Below are 14,579 nucleotides of genomic sequence, written 5' to 3' on the forward strand. Positions count from 1 at the left end.
AAAGCCAGCATTTTGCTAGGGAATCAGGCATTTCGCGCATGAATGCGGGACAGGAACCTTCACCCTGGTGGATGCCCGGCCGCCACGTGGACCGCAAGCCGTTTTTGCAGGCGCGGAGCGCCATTACCCGGGCTACGCGAGAGTGGTTCGGAGGTGAGGGGTTCACCGAGGTCGAAACCGGAATTCTCCAGAAATCGCCCGGGAACGAGACACATCTTCACGCCCCCTCGGCTGACCTGACGTCGGCCGCGGGTGACAAGACGAGGCATTATCTCCGAACCTCCCCCGAATTTGCCTGCAAGAAGCTGCTGGCAGCCGGGGAGACAAAGATTGTGGAGTTCGCCCGGGTATTCCGGGATCGCGAGCGCGGTCCGCTGCATCTGCCGGAATTCACCATGCTGGAATGGTATCGCGCAAATGAGGGGTATGAAGCGGTCATGGCCGATTGCGTCGTCGTGATCGCACGCGCAGCTCAGGAGACGGGAATCGGGACGTTCTCATTCCGCGGCAAGAGCGCCGATCCATTTGCCGCGCCGGAACTGCTGACTGTTGCGGATGCGTTTTCGCGCTTCGCGTCCATCGATTTGCTTGCAACGATTCCCGAAGGACAGGCGGACCGCGATGCGCTCGCAGTGATGGCGGGACATCGCGTCCGCATCACCGAGGACGACACGTGGTCGGACATCTTCAGCAAGGTTCTGGTCGAGCATGTAGAACCAAATCTGGGGCAGGGCCGATTGACGATTCTCTACGAATACCCCGCGCCGGAATCAGCGCTGGCTCGCGTCAAACCATCCGATCCGCGCGTTGCAGAACGGTTTGAAGTCTATGCCTGTGGTGTCGAACTCGCGAACGGCTTTGGCGAATTGATCGACGCAGGCGAACAACGGCTGCGCTTCACCGCGGCGATGGACGAGAAGGAGCGGCGATACGGTGAACGCTACCCGCTCGATGAGGACTTCCTTGCGGCGATGACCCGCATGCCGGAGGCCTGCGGCGTGGCGCTGGGGTTCGATCGCCTTGTGATGCTCGCCAGCGGCGCAACGCGCGTCGATCAGGTGGTCTGGACGCCGCCGGGAGGTGACGCATGACCGGTCGCGCCACTGCAACGTTGCGAACGGCAGCCGACCTGATCGAGCATGGCCTGGTGTCTCCTGAGCAGCTACCCGCGCTTGAAAAGGTCGCTGCGCGTTACGCGGTCGCAGTGACACCCGCTGTGGCCGCGCTGATCGATCCATCCGATCCGCACGATCCGATCGCGCGGCAATACATTCCCTCCGCCGATGAACTAGTTACACAATCGAACGAGAATGCCGATCCCATCGGCGATCATCCCCATTCGCCGGTCAGCGGGATCGTGCACCGCTATCCGGACCGTGTGCTGTTCAAGCTCGTGCATGTTTGCGCGGTGTATTGCCGGTTTTGTTTCCGCCGCGAAATGGTTGGGCCGGGCAAGGAGACTGCGCTTTCGAATGAGGCCTATGCCGCTGCTCTGGACTACATTCGGACGCATCCGGAAATCTGGGAGGTGATCCTGACCGGCGGCGATCCGCTGATGCTGTCGGCACGTCGGCTGAAAGAGATCATGAACGATCTCGCTGCGATTGATCACGTCAGGATCATTCGCATTCACACGCGCGTGCCGGTTGCTGATCCGGGCCGCGTGACCGACGAGACCGCGGCCGCATTGAGAGTGAGCGGGGCGACCACGTGGGTTGCCGTGCACGCCAACCATCCGCGCGAACTGACGGCCGAGGCGCGTGGCGCCTGCGCGCGGATCATCGACGCGGGGATTCCGATGGTCAGCCAGTCGGTGCTGCTGCGCGGCGTCAACGACGACCCGGAGACGCTGGAGGCGCTGATGCGCGGCTTCGTCGAGTGCCGGATCAAGCCGTACTATTTGCATCACGGCGACCTTGCGCCGGGCACGGCCCATTTACGCACGACGCTGGAGGAAGGGCAGAAGTTGATGCAGCATCTGCGCGGGCGTGTGTCGGGACTATGCCAGCCGGATTACGTACTCGACATTCCGGGCGGTCACGGCAAGGCGCCGGTCGGGCCGCAGTATCTATCGCGGACAAGTGAAGACGCGGACGGTCAGTATCGCGTTGCGGATTACTGCGGCGATGTTCACCTCTATCCGCCTGCAGAGTAGGCAGTTCAACGATGGCGGGACCCGAACCTCCCGAAAACGACGGCAATCGAGCTGTCGAAAATGCGGTGATGTTCGGCTTTTTCGTCCTGCTTGTGGTCGCAGGTATCTGGCTGCTCGGATCGATGGCGGATCTGCGCAAGGTGCAGGATTGTGCGGCGCAAGGCAGACGCAACTGCGGAACGATAGAAAATCCCAATCGTTCCCAGTAGAATAGTCTCACGCTGAGGAATCGCATTGCTGGAGGTGTGACATGAGAAAATCCATCCCGATGGCCATCATGGCCGTGTTGCTGGCCACGTCCGGCGCTCTGGCGCAAAGCAAAAGTGGCACGTCCGGCCCCACGACCCCCTCGGCGACGACGAATTCAGGCAACATCCCCAACGCGCCGGTTGGACATCGGCAGCCGCGCGCCAGCGATGTGCCAACCCTGCAGGAAAAGAATTACACGGAGTCAGCCGAAGACAAGGCGCTCGATCGCAAGATCAAGAGCATCTGCAGAGGCTGCTGAACGCAACAGATCTCAGGACGTCAGGCCTTCCGCGCGGCGAGCGCCATCCCGATCAGGGAGGTGCCGCCGAACACGAGGTTGATGCCGACAAGCAGTCCGATCGCCCACGCGGCTGATCCGGGAAGCCCTGCGATGATCAGCGCAGCTACCACCAGATCGACGATGCCCGACACCAGCAGCCATCCCCAACGTCCGGATAGTTCACTACGATGGGCGAGGGCATACATGATCGTGGTGATGCCTTCGGCGATGAAGTAGGCGCTGACCACGAGCGTGAGCGTCAGCGTTCCCGCCACAGGCTGAACAATCAGGATGATGCCAGCGGCAAGTGCGAGCACCGCTGAGAGCAGCGACCACCAGAAGCCGGGCATGTCACGCGTGGTGAAGGTGAGGTAGAGCCCGACCGCACCGCTGATCAGGAACAGCCAGCCGAGGAAGATCGTAACCGCGATGCTGGCGAGCAACGGAATCGCAATCGCAGCCATCCCCAGGATCACCAGAACGATGCCCTCGATCAGGAAGGCTTTCCAGTTCGCCTTGACGGCTTCCTTCATTCGCTTGTGAAGCCCGGCGACATCCTGAGGCATCGTCATGGACGGTCTCCTGTTCCTATTTCGATCTGCCGGTTACAGCCAGCTTAGTCCTGGGCTGGTGGTGTTGTAAGAGCCAGCCGGCTCAGTCTACGCGTCGAGGATCGCGACTGCGCGGGTCCAGCCGGCCGATGCACGCTCGATCTTAACCGGGAAGCATGACACGGTGAATCCGGTCGATGGCAATTGTTCTAAATTGTGCAGCTTTTCGAGGTGGCAATAGCCGATGTGGCGGCCAGCCTTGTGACCTTCCCAGATCAGGCTGGCGTCTTTCGTCTCGGCATATTTCTTGGCCGTGTAGATGAATGGTGCGTCCCAGCTCCAGCCATCGATGCCGGTGAGACGCACGCCGCGCTCCAGCAGATACATCGTTGCCTCGTAGCCCATTCCGCAACCGGACGTGACGTAATCCTGCCGGCCATACTTCGCACCGGCGCTGGTGTTGACGATGACGATCTCAAGCGGCTTGAGGGTGTGTCCGATCCGCTTCAATTCGTTTTCAACGTCGGCGGCGGTCGCGACATAGCCGTCGGGGAAATGGCGGAAGTCCAGTTTCACGCCGGGCTGGAAGCACCATTCCAGCGGAACCTCATCGATGGTCCATGAGCGCTCGCCGCGGTTCATGGTGGGATGAAAGTGATAGGGCGCATCGAGGTGGGTGCCGTTGTGCGTGGAGAGGCTCACTTGCTCCACGGCCCAGCCCTGACCGTCGGGAAGGTCTTCCTTCTTTAATCCGTCGAAGAATTGCAGCATCCGCGGCAATCCCTGCTGGTGGTCGATATACTGGATCGTGGGGTGGCCGCCCGGAGGATCCGCCGGCACGTCATTTTGCAACGGTACGGAAATGTCGATCAGCTTGCGGGTCATGCTTGGCGCTCCGGCGGCCTGGCCCACTGCGGGCGGCAGGTCTCAACGGAGTGTGCATGAAGTTACGCACACCGCTCAAGCGGGGGCATCTGGCGGCTTGCCGCAGTCGCGAAACGCCTTTATACGTTCCCCCGCGTCGGCCAAATCACCTCACGGGATTGCGGTTCGGTGCCGCCCAGAACAATGCTAACGCATTGTTTTTGTGCGACTAAAAGACTAGTTCCAAGGCGAAAAGACAACGGTCAACGTACCACCCGGTGCGCAGCGGTTGCAGCCTTTTCGCTCCCTTCGTCTATCGGTTAGGACGCCACCCTTTCACGGTGGAGAGAGCGGTTCGATTCCGCTAGGGAGCGCCACTCACAAAGCTAAAACAATAATATCAAATACTTAGGTGTGTGTTTCGTCCTAGATTCTGTGAATCGTCCTACATCGCAGTCGAGTGCTGAATCTTAATGCCGAATGATGTGAGCATTAAGTTCGCATGCACTCCCGGCTCGCGTGAGCGCGATTGACACGATCCGTTGCGTTGTGTGTCGATGCACGGGAACTCGGCGTGGGCGCATTACCATGAGTGATTTTGGAACGGTGGAATCGACCGTAATCAAACTGCATTTCGCCGTTGCTCGAGGCAAGGGACACGGAAAAATGCGCGTTGCATTGGTGTCGTGTTGATCAAGGGACTGCGATCACGGTCGCTAGTATTGAAAGAATTAATCCGCCCAACATGGGAATGGATGATTGCTGTCCCGTTGTCACTACTCGGCGCGGCCGGCGCCGTTCGAGACGAAATACTTCTGCCTTCGCATCCCGAAATCTACAAGCTTGTCTATTGGCTGCCAGCTTGGAGCTGGCAGACTTATCTCATCATCGTCGCGTGTATGCTTTTGGCTCTAATCTTGGAAAGCGCGTATCGCGCGATCCGACGGCGAGAAGATCGGTATACCGAACTTGTTGATCGCTATAGCCATGCGCTGGTTTTGCAAAACGTAGTTCCACAGACTGATTGGAAAAATGTCGCAAACATGCTTGAGCTAAGGCTTTTGCTACAAAATAGTACAAGCCTGCCGTTGAAGTTCCTCGTCCAAGATTACCGCTTGGCGTTTAATGGAGTCGTTATCCGTCAGGCGAATTCGTCGTCGTCGGTTATGGGATCCAACGCGCAGATGACCTATTTTCCAAATCGCGGTCTTTCCAAATGGCAGTTTGACCAAGTACCCGAACGATGCGTGGGAACGCTTGTTTACGAAATTGCCTATGGGCATCCTGATCTGGGTTATTCGAGGTTGGCAACGAAAGAATTACGGGTTGAGCTTTTCAAGAATAGGAAGACGCGGCAGGTGTCGCTCATTCAAACGGTACTGACGGAAAAAGACTCGCCCATCGGTGAAGTGTAACGACAGGCTAACTGCATGGCCCGGCAGTGCTCGCACACTTCAATTCGCGGCGTGATCCGGGATATTGGGAAATTGAATGTACTGTAGCTGGCGGCAAGCTGTGCGATGATGCTCGCACGAGGCTTGGTCTTCGTTTGTCGAAGAGCGCGCGATATTCAAACGGCGGAGCGCGGGTCGTATGTCGGAACTGCCTGAGCCGGATCATCTCGTTGGTGAAGTTGCCGGGAGTGGAAAATGAGTGCTCGCATGGAAAGCTCGACCGTCGCTCGCGAAGCAATTGATCTCCTGAACAAGCTCGGCGCAGCCCCGCCGTTTGCGGCGCAGGGCAGCCTCGTCGCGCGGTCGCCGATCGATGGCCTGACCGTCGGCCATCTGCCGGAGGCAAGTGCGGATGATGTGCGCAGGACGATCGAGCAAGCGCATGCGGCTTACCTGATTTGGCGCAGCGTTCCGGCACCGCGCCGTGGCGAACTGGTGCGGCTTCTGGGTGAGGAACTGCGCCGGTCCAAGGAGGATCTGGGTCGTCTGGTGACCATCGAGACCGGCAAGATCCTCTCCGAAGGATTGGGCGAAGTGCAGGAGATGATCGATATCTGCGACTTCGCCGTCGGATTGTCGCGGCAGCTCTATGGCCTCACCATCGCCACCGAGCGGCCGGGCCATCGCATGATGGAGACCTGGCATCCAGCCGGTGTCTGCGGAATCGTGACGGCGTTCAATTTTCCGGTTGCTGTCTGGTGCTGGAATGCGGCTCTCGCTCTGGTGTGCGGCGATGCTGTCGTCTGGAAGCCGTCGGAAAAGACGCCGCTGACGGCCTATGCGGTGCAGGCTGTCATGGAGCGCGCGCTGGCGCGGTTTGCCGCCGCGCCGCTTGGGCTTGCCGGACTTGTTCAGGGCGGCCGAGCTGTTGGCGAGGTTCTCGTCGATCATCCGAAGGTTGCGGTCGTGTCCGCGACCGGTTCGACGCGCATGGGCCGGGACGTGGGGCCGCGGGTCGCGGCGCGGTTCGGCCGCTGTATTCTCGAACTGGGCGGCAACAACGCGGCGATCGTCACGCCGTCCGCCAATCAGGATCTCGCGCTGCGCAGCATAGCGTTCTCCGCGATGGGGACCGCAGGACAGCGTTGTACTTCGCTGCGGCGGCTGTTCGTTCATGAAAGTATTGCGGACGGATTTATCGCGAAGCTGCGCAATGTTTACGCTTCGGTCTCGATCGGCGATCCGTCCCAGCCGTCGACCTTGATAGGCCCGTTGATCGATGCGGCAGCTTACGAGGCGATGGAAAAATCACTGACAGAAGCGCAGGCGCTCGGCGGCAAGGTTCACGGCGGCGGGCGCGTCGATCGCGCTCTGCCTTCGGCTTACTACGTAACGCCGGCGCTCGTGGAAATGCCGGGGCAGCAGGGGCCCGTCCTGCGCGAGACCTTCGCGCCAATTCTCTATGTCATCCGTTATCGCGACCTGACCGACGTGATCGCCATGCACAACGGCGTTCCGCAGGGGCTCGCGTCATCGATCTTCACAACCGACATTCAGGAAGCTGAAACCTTCATGTCGTCGGCCGGGTCCGATTGCGGCATCGTCAACGTCAATATCGGCCCGTCCGGCGCCGAGATTGGCGGCGCGTTCGGCGGCGAAAAGGAGACGGGGGGCGGCCGTGAATCCGGTTCGGATGCTTGGAAGGGCTACATGCGCCGGACCACCAATACGATCAACTATTCGCGCGACCTGCCGCTCGCCCAGGGCGTCAAGTTCGACGTCGGATGAGTGTCTGATCACAAGGCCGCCTCACGGAATTTAGGTGGGTGGCGGAACCTCCACGCGGGTTCGCGATTGTCTCTCACAGGGAGGCTTCATTGGAGGCTGCGATGGCTGACCATTGGCGTGTCCACCAGGTGCCGACAGAGCACATGAACGATCTGGGTCTTGAGGCCGCCGCTTACGTTGCCGGCTGGGTGCTAAGCGGCGCAGCGGTGTTGGGCGTCGTTCTGCTGGTTTGGCATTTTCACGTCTGATCGCCCGGTTAGAGGCGGTCGCTATGGACAAAGCGCTCTCCGCGCCGAGGATGTCCCTTGGCGTCAAATATGGGCGGAAGCCTAGCGGCCGTAGACTGGCAACCAGGGCAGTCTCTCCCTGAAATTTTCCTCAGATTTTAGATGAAGAAGCTGATCTAGCCCGTCCGGAATGGGCGGTAAGCTAGCCTGCTGGTCGGATTGACTACCCCGAAGCGACGCATCTTTATCTTCCGGGCTCGCCCGCCTGATGGAATGCACTATGCTGGGTGGCCATGAGTCACCCATCGCTTTCCCGCATTGTCAGCCGATTCAAGCGCGAGCCCTCGCGTACCGGCTCCCTCATCATCACGTTCTATGGCGATGCGATTCTGCCACGTGGCGGGTCGGTCTGGCTGGGGACGCTTCTGCAGTTCCTGGACATGCTGGGAACCGACGGGGGCGTGGTACGGACTGCGGTGTCGCGGCTCGCCACCGATGGCTGGCTCGACCGGGACAAGGTGGGCCGAAAGAGCTTCTACAAGCTCGCAAAGAGCGGGCGCGAGCGGTTCGAAACGGCCGTCGCGCATGTCTATAACCCGCATTCGTCGGACTGGGCCGGGCGCTTCGAGCTCCTGCTGATCGGAAACGGGGCGGACCGCGAAGCATCGCGCACGGCTTTGACCGAAGCTGGCTTCGGCAGCCCGATGCCCGGCGTCTGGGTGGCGCCGTCCAATGTTTCGCTGCCGTCGATCGCCGCCGGCGCGATCCGGCTTGAGGTGTCGGCTGACGATGCCTCGGGGCGGCGGCTGGTCGATGCGAGCTGGTCACTGGAGCGGACCGCGGACTCGTATCGCGAGTTCATGAAAACCTTCGCGCCGCTGGAGGCTTGGGTCAGCGATGCCGACAGCATGGTGCCGGCGGACGCCATCCTCGCCCGGGTCCTTTTGATCCATCACTACCGGCGGGTGATCCTGCGCGATCCGCTGCTGCCGGCGTCGCTGTTGCCGCCGGCATGGCCCGCGCTCGAAGCGCGGAAATTCTGCGCCCGGCTTTATCAAGCCCTTCTGCCTGCTTCCGAATCCTGGCTGGACGCGCATGGGGAGAGCGCAACAGGTTCGCTGCGGCCGCCGGGGCCGGAACTTGGCCGTCGGTTTTCGGACGTGCGGCGCAACATGTTACAAAAATAACTTGCGATTAGATATTTTTGTTATATGTTTATCGGCGTCTCCCGGGAGGAAACGGCGATGTACACGCAAGCGCTCAACACATCGGAAGCCGAAGTCGTTCATGTCGAGGACGCGGAACGTGCGGCGCATTTCCAGGCGCGCATTGATGCCGATGATCGCATCGAGCCGAACGACTGGATGCCTGCCGCGTATCGCAAGACGCTGACACGGCAGATTTCCCAGCACGCTCATTCCGAAATTGTCGGCATGCTGCCGGAAGGCAACTGGATTACCCGGGCTCCGACGCTGCGCCGCAAGGCCGCGCTGCTGGCCAAGGTTCAGGACGAGTGCGGTCACGGACTCTATCTCTATGCGGCGGCCGAGACGCTTGGCTCATCGCGCGAAGAGCTTGTCGATCTGATGCTGAGCGGCAAGGCGAAGTATTCCTCGATCTTCAATTATCCGACGCCGACGTGGGCCGACATTGGTGCGATCGGCTGGCTGGTCGATGGCGCTGCCATCATGAACCAGATCCCACTCTGCCGTTGTTCGTACGGTCCCTATGCGCGCGCGATGATCCGCGTCTGCAAGGAGGAATCATTCCACCAGCGCCAGGGCTACGAGATCATGCTGACGCTGGCGCGTGGCACCGAGGAGCAGAAGGCCATGGCGCAGAACGCGCTGGATCGCTGGTGGTGGCCCTGCCTGATGATGTTCGGTCCGCCGGACCAGCTCAGTCAGCACAGCGATCAGTCGACGCAGTGGAAGATCAAGCGCTTCTCGAACGACGACCTGCGTCAAAAGTTCATCGATGCGACGGTCCCGCAGGCACACTATCTCGGCCTCACGATTCCGGACGCCGACCTGAAGTGGAATGAGGCAAGCGGCCACTGGGACTACGGCGCGATCGACTGGAACGAATTCAAGCAGGTGCTTTCGGGCAACGGCCCGTGCAATCGTGACCGCATTGCCGCGCGCCGCAAGGCCCACGAGGAGGGTGCGTGGGTGCGTGAGGCGGCGGCCGCTTATTCGGAGAAACAGCAGGCGCGCCGCACCGCTGCGGTTGCGGCTTAGGAGGCTGTCATGACCACTCAGAACACCCAGCTTTGGGAAGTTTTCATCCGCAGCCGTAACGGCCTCGCGCACAAGCATGTCGGATCGTTGCATGCTGCGGACGCGACGCTGGCGCTTCAGGCAGCGCGGGACATCTACACGCGGCGCGGTGAGGGGCTGTCGATCTGGATCGTGCCGTCGAATGCGATCATCGCGTCCGATCCGTCTGAGAAGGGCATGATGTTCGAGCCGGCGATGTCGAAGATCTATCGCCACCCGACGTTCTACGACGTGCCCGATGAAGTCGGCCATATGTGATTGGCATTCACTCGTCATTCCGGGGCGCGAGTGAAACGATCGAACCCGGAATCCATAACCATCGTTGGCGCATGGATTCCGGGTCTGCGCCAAGAAGCGCATCCCGGAATGACATCGCGAGTATTGAACCATGGCAACGCCTTCTATCAGTATTTCTGAAAGTCCGCTGGTGCTTTACGCGCTGCGCCGGGCCGATGACGCGCTGATCCTCGGGCACCGCGTGTCCGAATGGTGCGGTCACGCCCCGATGATGGAAGAGGACATGGCGCTCGCCAATATGGGTCTCGACCTGATCGGGCAGGCGCGCGAGCTCTACAGCTATGCCGCCGAGGTCGAGGGCGCGGGCAATGACGAGGATAAGTACGCGTATCTGCGCGACGTCCGCCAGTATCGCAACGTGCTTTTGGTCGAGCAGCCGAACGGAGACTTCGCCCGCACCATCGTGCGGCAGTTCTTCTACTCCGCCTTCGCCGATCCCTATTGGCGCGCGATGATGAAATCCAGGGATGAGACGCTGGCGGCGATTGCCGCGAAATCCGAGAAGGAAAGCGCCTATCATCTGCGACACACGTCGGAATGGATGATCCGGCTCGGCGACGGCACCGACGAAAGTCACCGGCGAGCGCAGACCGCGACCGATGATCTCTGGGCCTTCACGGGAGAGTTGTTCCACGCCGATCAGAGCGATGCAGAATTGATCTCTTCCGGCATCGCCATCGATCCGGAAAGCCTGCGGGGGCTCTGGACGGAGACTGTCTCCAATGTTCTGGGCGCGGCGACGCTGACGCGTCCGGCCAGCGACTGGATGCAGAAGGGGGGCCGCTCCGGCGATCACACCGAACATCTCGGGCATCTGCTCAGCGAACTGCAATCGATGCAGCGAACCTTCCCGAACGCGACATGGTAACCGGCAGCAACATGCACGACCTTCGCCAGACCGCGTGGAATGCGGCGGCGCAGGTGGTTGACCCGGAAATTCCGGTGCTGACCATCGCCGATCTCGGTGTGCTGCGCGATGTGACCGTGATCGACTGCGCCGTTGAGGTCGCGATTACGCCGACCTATTCCGGATGTCCGGCGATGAACATGATTGCGCTGGAAATCGAACTGGCGCTTGAACGCGAAGGCATTCGCAATTCGAAGGTACGTACGGTCCTGTCACCAGCCTGGACAACAGACTGGATGAGCGAGCAGGGGCGACAGAAACTGAAAGAGTATGGCATCGCGCCGCCTCAGACTGGAGGTGGACGTCGTGCGCTGTTCGGCGAGCAGGAAGTGGCCTGTCCGCAGTGTGGATCGGTGAACACCGAAGTTCTTTCGGAATTCGGCTCGACCTCCTGCAAAGCGCTATGGCGCTGCAAGGCGTGCCGTGAGCCGTTTGATTACTTTAAATGCCACTAAAGCAGCCAACCATGTCACACGTTCCAAAATTCCACCGCCTTGCCATTGACGATCTGCGCCGCGAAACCGCAGATGCTGTATCGATGACGTTCGCCATTCCGGGTGAGCTGGCGCAGGACTACGTCTTCGCACCCGGCCAATATCTCACGCTGCGCACGATCATGGACGGCGAGGAGGTGCGGCGCTCGTATTCGATTTGCTCAAGCCCGGACGATCACGAGCTGCGCATCGCGGTCAAGAAAGTCGACGGCGGTGCGTTCTCCAGTTGGGCGCTGGACGAATTGAAATCCGGCGACGAGATCGACGTGATGACGCCCACGGGCCGCTTCGGCGTGGCGCATGCGCCTGACCAGGCGCGCATCCATGTCGGCTTTGCCGCCGGTTCCGGCATCACGCCGATCATGTCGATCGTGCGCGGGATTCTCGCGCGTGAGCCAAACAGTCGCTTTTTCCTGTTCTACGGCAACCGTGCGACCAACGGCATTCTGTTCCGCGAGGCGCTGGAAGAGCTCAAGGACCGGTTCATGGGCCGCCTGTCGGTGTTCCATGTGCTGTCGCAGGAAGAGCAGGATTTGCCGATCCTGTACGGTCGGCTCGACCGCGCGAAGGTCGAGGTCTTGTTGCGTTCGATGGTGCCGGCAGCAGCGGTTGATCATGTGTTCGTCTGCGGCCCGGTCGCCATGAGCGAAGAGATCGAGGCAACTTGCATCGATCTCGGCATTCCGGCCGATCGCGTGCATGTGGAGCGGTTTGTATCGGAATTCGGGGGCAAGCCGCGTCCGAAGGTTCAGATCGTTCCGGAAGCACCGCCGAAGGCGGTCGCATCGCTGATCGTGGACGGCAAGCGCAAGGATGTGCCGATTGCCGACGGCGAAGCCATTCTCGACGCCGCGTTGCGCGCCGGCATGGACCTTCCGTATGCCTGCAAGGGCGGCATGTGCAGCACATGCCGCGCCAAGATCGTCGAGGGCGAGACGCGGATGGACGTCAACTACTCGCTGGAGCCGTGGGAGCTTGAAGCCGGCTTCGTACTGACCTGCCAGGCGCACCCGGTCTCAAGCCGCGTCGTGGTTGACTACGATCAGATGTAACTATTTTCCCTCGCGGAGCAGAGCGTAGGCTGTTTGCGCCATCGCGACAGGCCGCGCGTCGGCGTCCGTCCGGATCGACACGCTGCCGTAAGCCATGGTCTTTCCCATCCGCACGACGCGTGCTTCAGCCAGCAAGTCCGAGCGCATGGCCGGGCGCATGAAGTGGATTGTCTGATCCACCGTGGTCATCGGAAAGTATTCTCCCGCAGCTGAGCAGATCGCGAACACCATCGAAGTGTCGGCGAGACTCATCAATGCCTGACCGCAGACGACGCCGTTGTCGCGGCAGAGCTTGTCGGAAAAACGCATCCGGAGTACGGCCCCATCGCCCTCGATGCTTTCAATCGACAGGTCGAGGTCCTGGACCCACTGCGCGAAGACGGATGTGAGCAAAGTTGTAGCGGCGGCCTTGTCGAATGTCGGCATGTGATGTCCTGTGAATGAAGCTTAGGCGAGCGTGACGGGAAGCGATGTGAAGCCGCGGAAACGCACACGTCTCGCCCTGTGGGTAGGCCCGCTGGCTTTGAAGTTCGGGAAGCGGGCGAGAAACCGGCTAATGGCAATCCGGCCTTCAAGCCGCGCGAGGGTGAGGCCGACACAGGCGTGCGCGCCGGATGCGAACGCGAGGTGGCGGTTCGGTGAGCGTCCGATGTCGAGGTGCTCCGGTTGCGCGAATACGTCTGGGTCCCGGTTCGCCGCGCCGATGCAAAGCGTGATTAGCGTCCCTTCCGGGATCGCCACGCCGTCGATTTCCGTGTCCTGAGTAACGCGCCGGTTTCCGAGCTGATTTGAACTCTCGTAGCGCAGGAACTCCTCGACCGCCGTCTTGATCAATGCCGGGTCGTCGATCAGGCGTTGTCGTTCGCGCGGGAAACGCAATAGCAGTTCCAGCCCGTTGCCGATCAGGTTGGTCGTCGTCTCGTGGCCTGCGTTCAGGATGAAGATGCAATTCTGCAGAAGCTCGATCTCGCTCAGGCGTTCTCCGCTGCTCGCTTCACCTTCGATCAGGCGGGTCAGGACGTCGCGCTCTGCGTCGCCGGGCCGTGCGCGGCGATCCGCCACCAAGCGGCGGAGATAGTCTAGAAATTCTTTTACGGCTCGCTCGCCACGTGCCTGCACATCCTCTGAAAGGAAAGGCTCCAGCGCGCCAAGGATCGCCAGCGACCAGCCGCGCAGCGGTGCGCGGTCCCTATGAGGAATGGCAAGCAGGTTGCCGATCACTTCGACGGGAATAGCGGACGCAAAATCCTCGATGAGGTCGGCATTGCCGCGCGCCTGCATGTCGTCGAGCAGCCGGTCGACAAGGGCAGTCAAGCCCGGCTCCATCTCGGCGATGGCGCGCGGATTGAGCGCACCGGCGATCAGGCGGCGCACCCGGGTGTGCAGCGGCGGATCGTTGAAAACGAGGCTTGTGGTGTGATGCTGGAAGAGGAGTGAGCCCGCGCCATATTTTGGCGCGAACTCGACCTTCTTGTCGGAGCTGAAGCGCGTCGTGTCCTTGTAGATCGCTTCCAGATCGCGATGGCGGGTCAGGAACAGCGATCCGTCCGGCATGCGATGGATCGGATCGGCGGACTGCAGCGCGCGATAAGTCGGGTAGGGATCATCATAGAATGCATCGGGAAGGTCCTTGAGCGAGAAGGCGCGCGCAATTGCAGCATCCTCGCTCGAAACCGAACGACGTGCACTCTCAGGATCTGTTTGATCCGTTGACGACACCTTATCGCCCGAAGTCTAGAAAACGACGTCGTTGATCTGCACCACGGCCTGCGCCTTGGTGAAATTGGGAATGTCGGCGAAGATTTCCTTGCCGTGCGCTTTTCCGGCGGCCTTGAAATCGTCCATCGATCCGAAGGTCAGCAGCGCGCTCATCTGATAATCGGGCGCGCTGCCGTCCGGCTTCGCCACGCCCTTGATGGCTTGCGCATTCTTGAGCCCGAGCGGACCCCAGCGATCCTTCACCAACGGCATGTGTGTCTTGAGATAGTAATCGGTGTCGAATGCCTCACCCACTGGGTACATCACTGTCACGAGGATCATGG

Annotated in this window: 18 protein-coding genes and 1 tRNA gene; 14 read left to right on the plus strand and 5 right to left on the minus strand. The window is 60.8% G+C overall.

Features of this window, described 5'->3' with window-relative positions; translation table 11 throughout:
- Positions 1-38: 38 nt before the first annotated feature.
- The 4 genes from epmA to YH63_RS18080 are packed head-to-tail and all read left to right on the plus strand — an operon-like array spanning position 39 to position 2,663.
- Positions 39-1,091 carry an EF-P lysine aminoacylase EpmA gene (epmA, locus tag YH63_RS18065; RefSeq protein WP_046826406.1) on the plus strand — a complete coding sequence of 351 codons (1,053 nt, stop codon included), beginning with the start codon at positions 39-41 and terminating at the stop codon, positions 1,089-1,091.
- Positions 1,088-2,155, plus strand: coding sequence for a lysine-2,3-aminomutase-like protein (locus YH63_RS18070; RefSeq protein WP_046826405.1), 1,068 nt, complete (start codon positions 1,088-1,090; stop codon positions 2,153-2,155). Before epmA ends, YH63_RS18070 begins: the two co-directional genes overlap by 4 nt.
- An 11-nt stretch (positions 2,156-2,166) precedes the next feature.
- The gene (locus tag YH63_RS18075) at positions 2,167-2,364 is read left to right on the plus strand and encodes a hypothetical protein (protein ID WP_046826404.1); all 198 of its coding nucleotides are present in this window, start codon (positions 2,167-2,169) and stop codon (positions 2,362-2,364) included.
- Between the two features lie 41 nt (positions 2,365-2,405).
- Positions 2,406-2,663, plus strand: a complete 258-nt coding sequence (locus YH63_RS18080) for a hypothetical protein (RefSeq protein WP_046826403.1) — start codon at positions 2,406-2,408, stop codon at positions 2,661-2,663.
- Between the two features lie 20 nt (positions 2,664-2,683).
- Here YH63_RS18080 and YH63_RS18085 read toward each other — a convergent pair whose 3' ends face one another.
- Together YH63_RS18085 and YH63_RS18090 are read right to left on the minus strand one after the other, a co-directional pair.
- The gene (locus YH63_RS18085) at positions 2,684-3,256 is read right to left on the minus strand and encodes an HdeD family acid-resistance protein (RefSeq protein WP_046826402.1); all 573 of its coding nucleotides are present in this window, start codon (positions 3,254-3,256) and stop codon (positions 2,684-2,686) included.
- An 87-nt stretch (positions 3,257-3,343) separates the two neighbouring features.
- A complete protein-coding gene (locus YH63_RS18090; protein ID WP_046829417.1) occupies positions 3,344-4,120 on the minus strand; it encodes a cyclase family protein in 777 nt (258 codons plus the stop codon).
- A gap of 281 nt (positions 4,121-4,401) precedes the next feature.
- Between YH63_RS18090 and YH63_RS18095 the strand changes: the two genes are divergently transcribed.
- From YH63_RS18095 to paaE, 10 genes are all read left to right on the plus strand, one after another.
- Positions 4,402-4,476 (plus strand) — tRNA-Glu (locus tag YH63_RS18095).
- 378 nt (positions 4,477-4,854) lie between these two features.
- Complete coding sequence (locus YH63_RS18100; protein ID WP_046826401.1) at positions 4,855-5,514, plus strand: hypothetical protein; 660 nt, start codon at positions 4,855-4,857, stop codon at positions 5,512-5,514.
- Positions 5,515-5,760: 246 nt separating this feature from the next.
- Positions 5,761-7,281 (plus strand): L-piperidine-6-carboxylate dehydrogenase, encoded by a 1,521-nt coding sequence (amaB, locus tag YH63_RS18105; protein ID WP_137325320.1) that lies wholly within the window; start codon positions 5,761-5,763, stop codon positions 7,279-7,281.
- Between the two features lie 101 nt (positions 7,282-7,382).
- On the plus strand, positions 7,383-7,529 hold the full coding sequence (locus tag YH63_RS21695; protein WP_170978710.1) for a hypothetical protein: 147 nt from the start codon (positions 7,383-7,385) through the stop codon (positions 7,527-7,529).
- A gap of 272 nt (positions 7,530-7,801) precedes the next feature.
- Positions 7,802-8,695 (plus strand): phenylacetic acid degradation operon negative regulatory protein PaaX, encoded by an 894-nt coding sequence (paaX, locus tag YH63_RS18110; RefSeq protein ID WP_046826399.1) that lies wholly within the window; start codon positions 7,802-7,804, stop codon positions 8,693-8,695.
- Between the two features lie 57 nt (positions 8,696-8,752).
- Positions 8,753-9,748: a 1,2-phenylacetyl-CoA epoxidase subunit PaaA gene (gene paaA / locus YH63_RS18115; protein WP_046829416.1), complete on the plus strand. Its 996-nt coding sequence runs from the start codon at positions 8,753-8,755 to the stop codon at positions 9,746-9,748.
- 9 nt (positions 9,749-9,757) lie between these two features.
- The gene (gene paaB, locus YH63_RS18120) at positions 9,758-10,045 is read left to right on the plus strand and encodes a 1,2-phenylacetyl-CoA epoxidase subunit PaaB (RefSeq protein ID WP_006020444.1); all 288 of its coding nucleotides are present in this window, start codon (positions 9,758-9,760) and stop codon (positions 10,043-10,045) included.
- 130 nt (positions 10,046-10,175) lie between these two features.
- The gene (gene paaC / locus YH63_RS18125) at positions 10,176-10,952 is read left to right on the plus strand and encodes a 1,2-phenylacetyl-CoA epoxidase subunit PaaC (protein WP_046826398.1); all 777 of its coding nucleotides are present in this window, start codon (positions 10,176-10,178) and stop codon (positions 10,950-10,952) included.
- Positions 10,946-11,446, plus strand: a complete 501-nt coding sequence (gene paaD / locus YH63_RS18130) for a 1,2-phenylacetyl-CoA epoxidase subunit PaaD (protein ID WP_046826397.1) — start codon at positions 10,946-10,948, stop codon at positions 11,444-11,446. Before paaC ends, paaD begins: the two co-directional genes overlap by 7 nt.
- A gap of 11 nt (positions 11,447-11,457) precedes the next feature.
- Complete coding sequence (gene paaE / locus YH63_RS18135) at positions 11,458-12,537, plus strand: 1,2-phenylacetyl-CoA epoxidase subunit PaaE (protein WP_046826396.1); 1,080 nt, start codon at positions 11,458-11,460, stop codon at positions 12,535-12,537.
- Here the strand turns inward: paaE and YH63_RS18140 are convergent, their stop codons facing one another.
- From YH63_RS18140 to YH63_RS18150, 3 genes are read right to left on the minus strand one after another with little or no spacing between them, the layout of a single operon-like run.
- Positions 12,538-12,963, minus strand: coding sequence for a PaaI family thioesterase (locus tag YH63_RS18140; protein ID WP_046826395.1), 426 nt, complete (start codon positions 12,961-12,963; stop codon positions 12,538-12,540).
- A 21-nt stretch (positions 12,964-12,984) separates the two neighbouring features.
- On the minus strand, positions 12,985-14,256 hold the full coding sequence (locus YH63_RS18145; RefSeq protein ID WP_046826394.1) for a cytochrome P450: 1,272 nt from the start codon (positions 14,254-14,256) through the stop codon (positions 12,985-12,987).
- Between the two features lie 15 nt (positions 14,257-14,271).
- Positions 14,272-14,577: an EthD family reductase gene (locus YH63_RS18150; RefSeq protein ID WP_046829415.1), complete on the minus strand. Its 306-nt coding sequence runs from the start codon at positions 14,575-14,577 to the stop codon at positions 14,272-14,274.
- Between the last annotated feature and the right edge of the window lie 2 nt (positions 14,578-14,579).

Origin of the sequence: Afipia massiliensis (assembly GCF_001006325.2) — a bacterium.
Lineage (GTDB): Bacteria > Pseudomonadota > Alphaproteobacteria > Rhizobiales > Xanthobacteraceae > Afipia > Afipia massiliensis_A.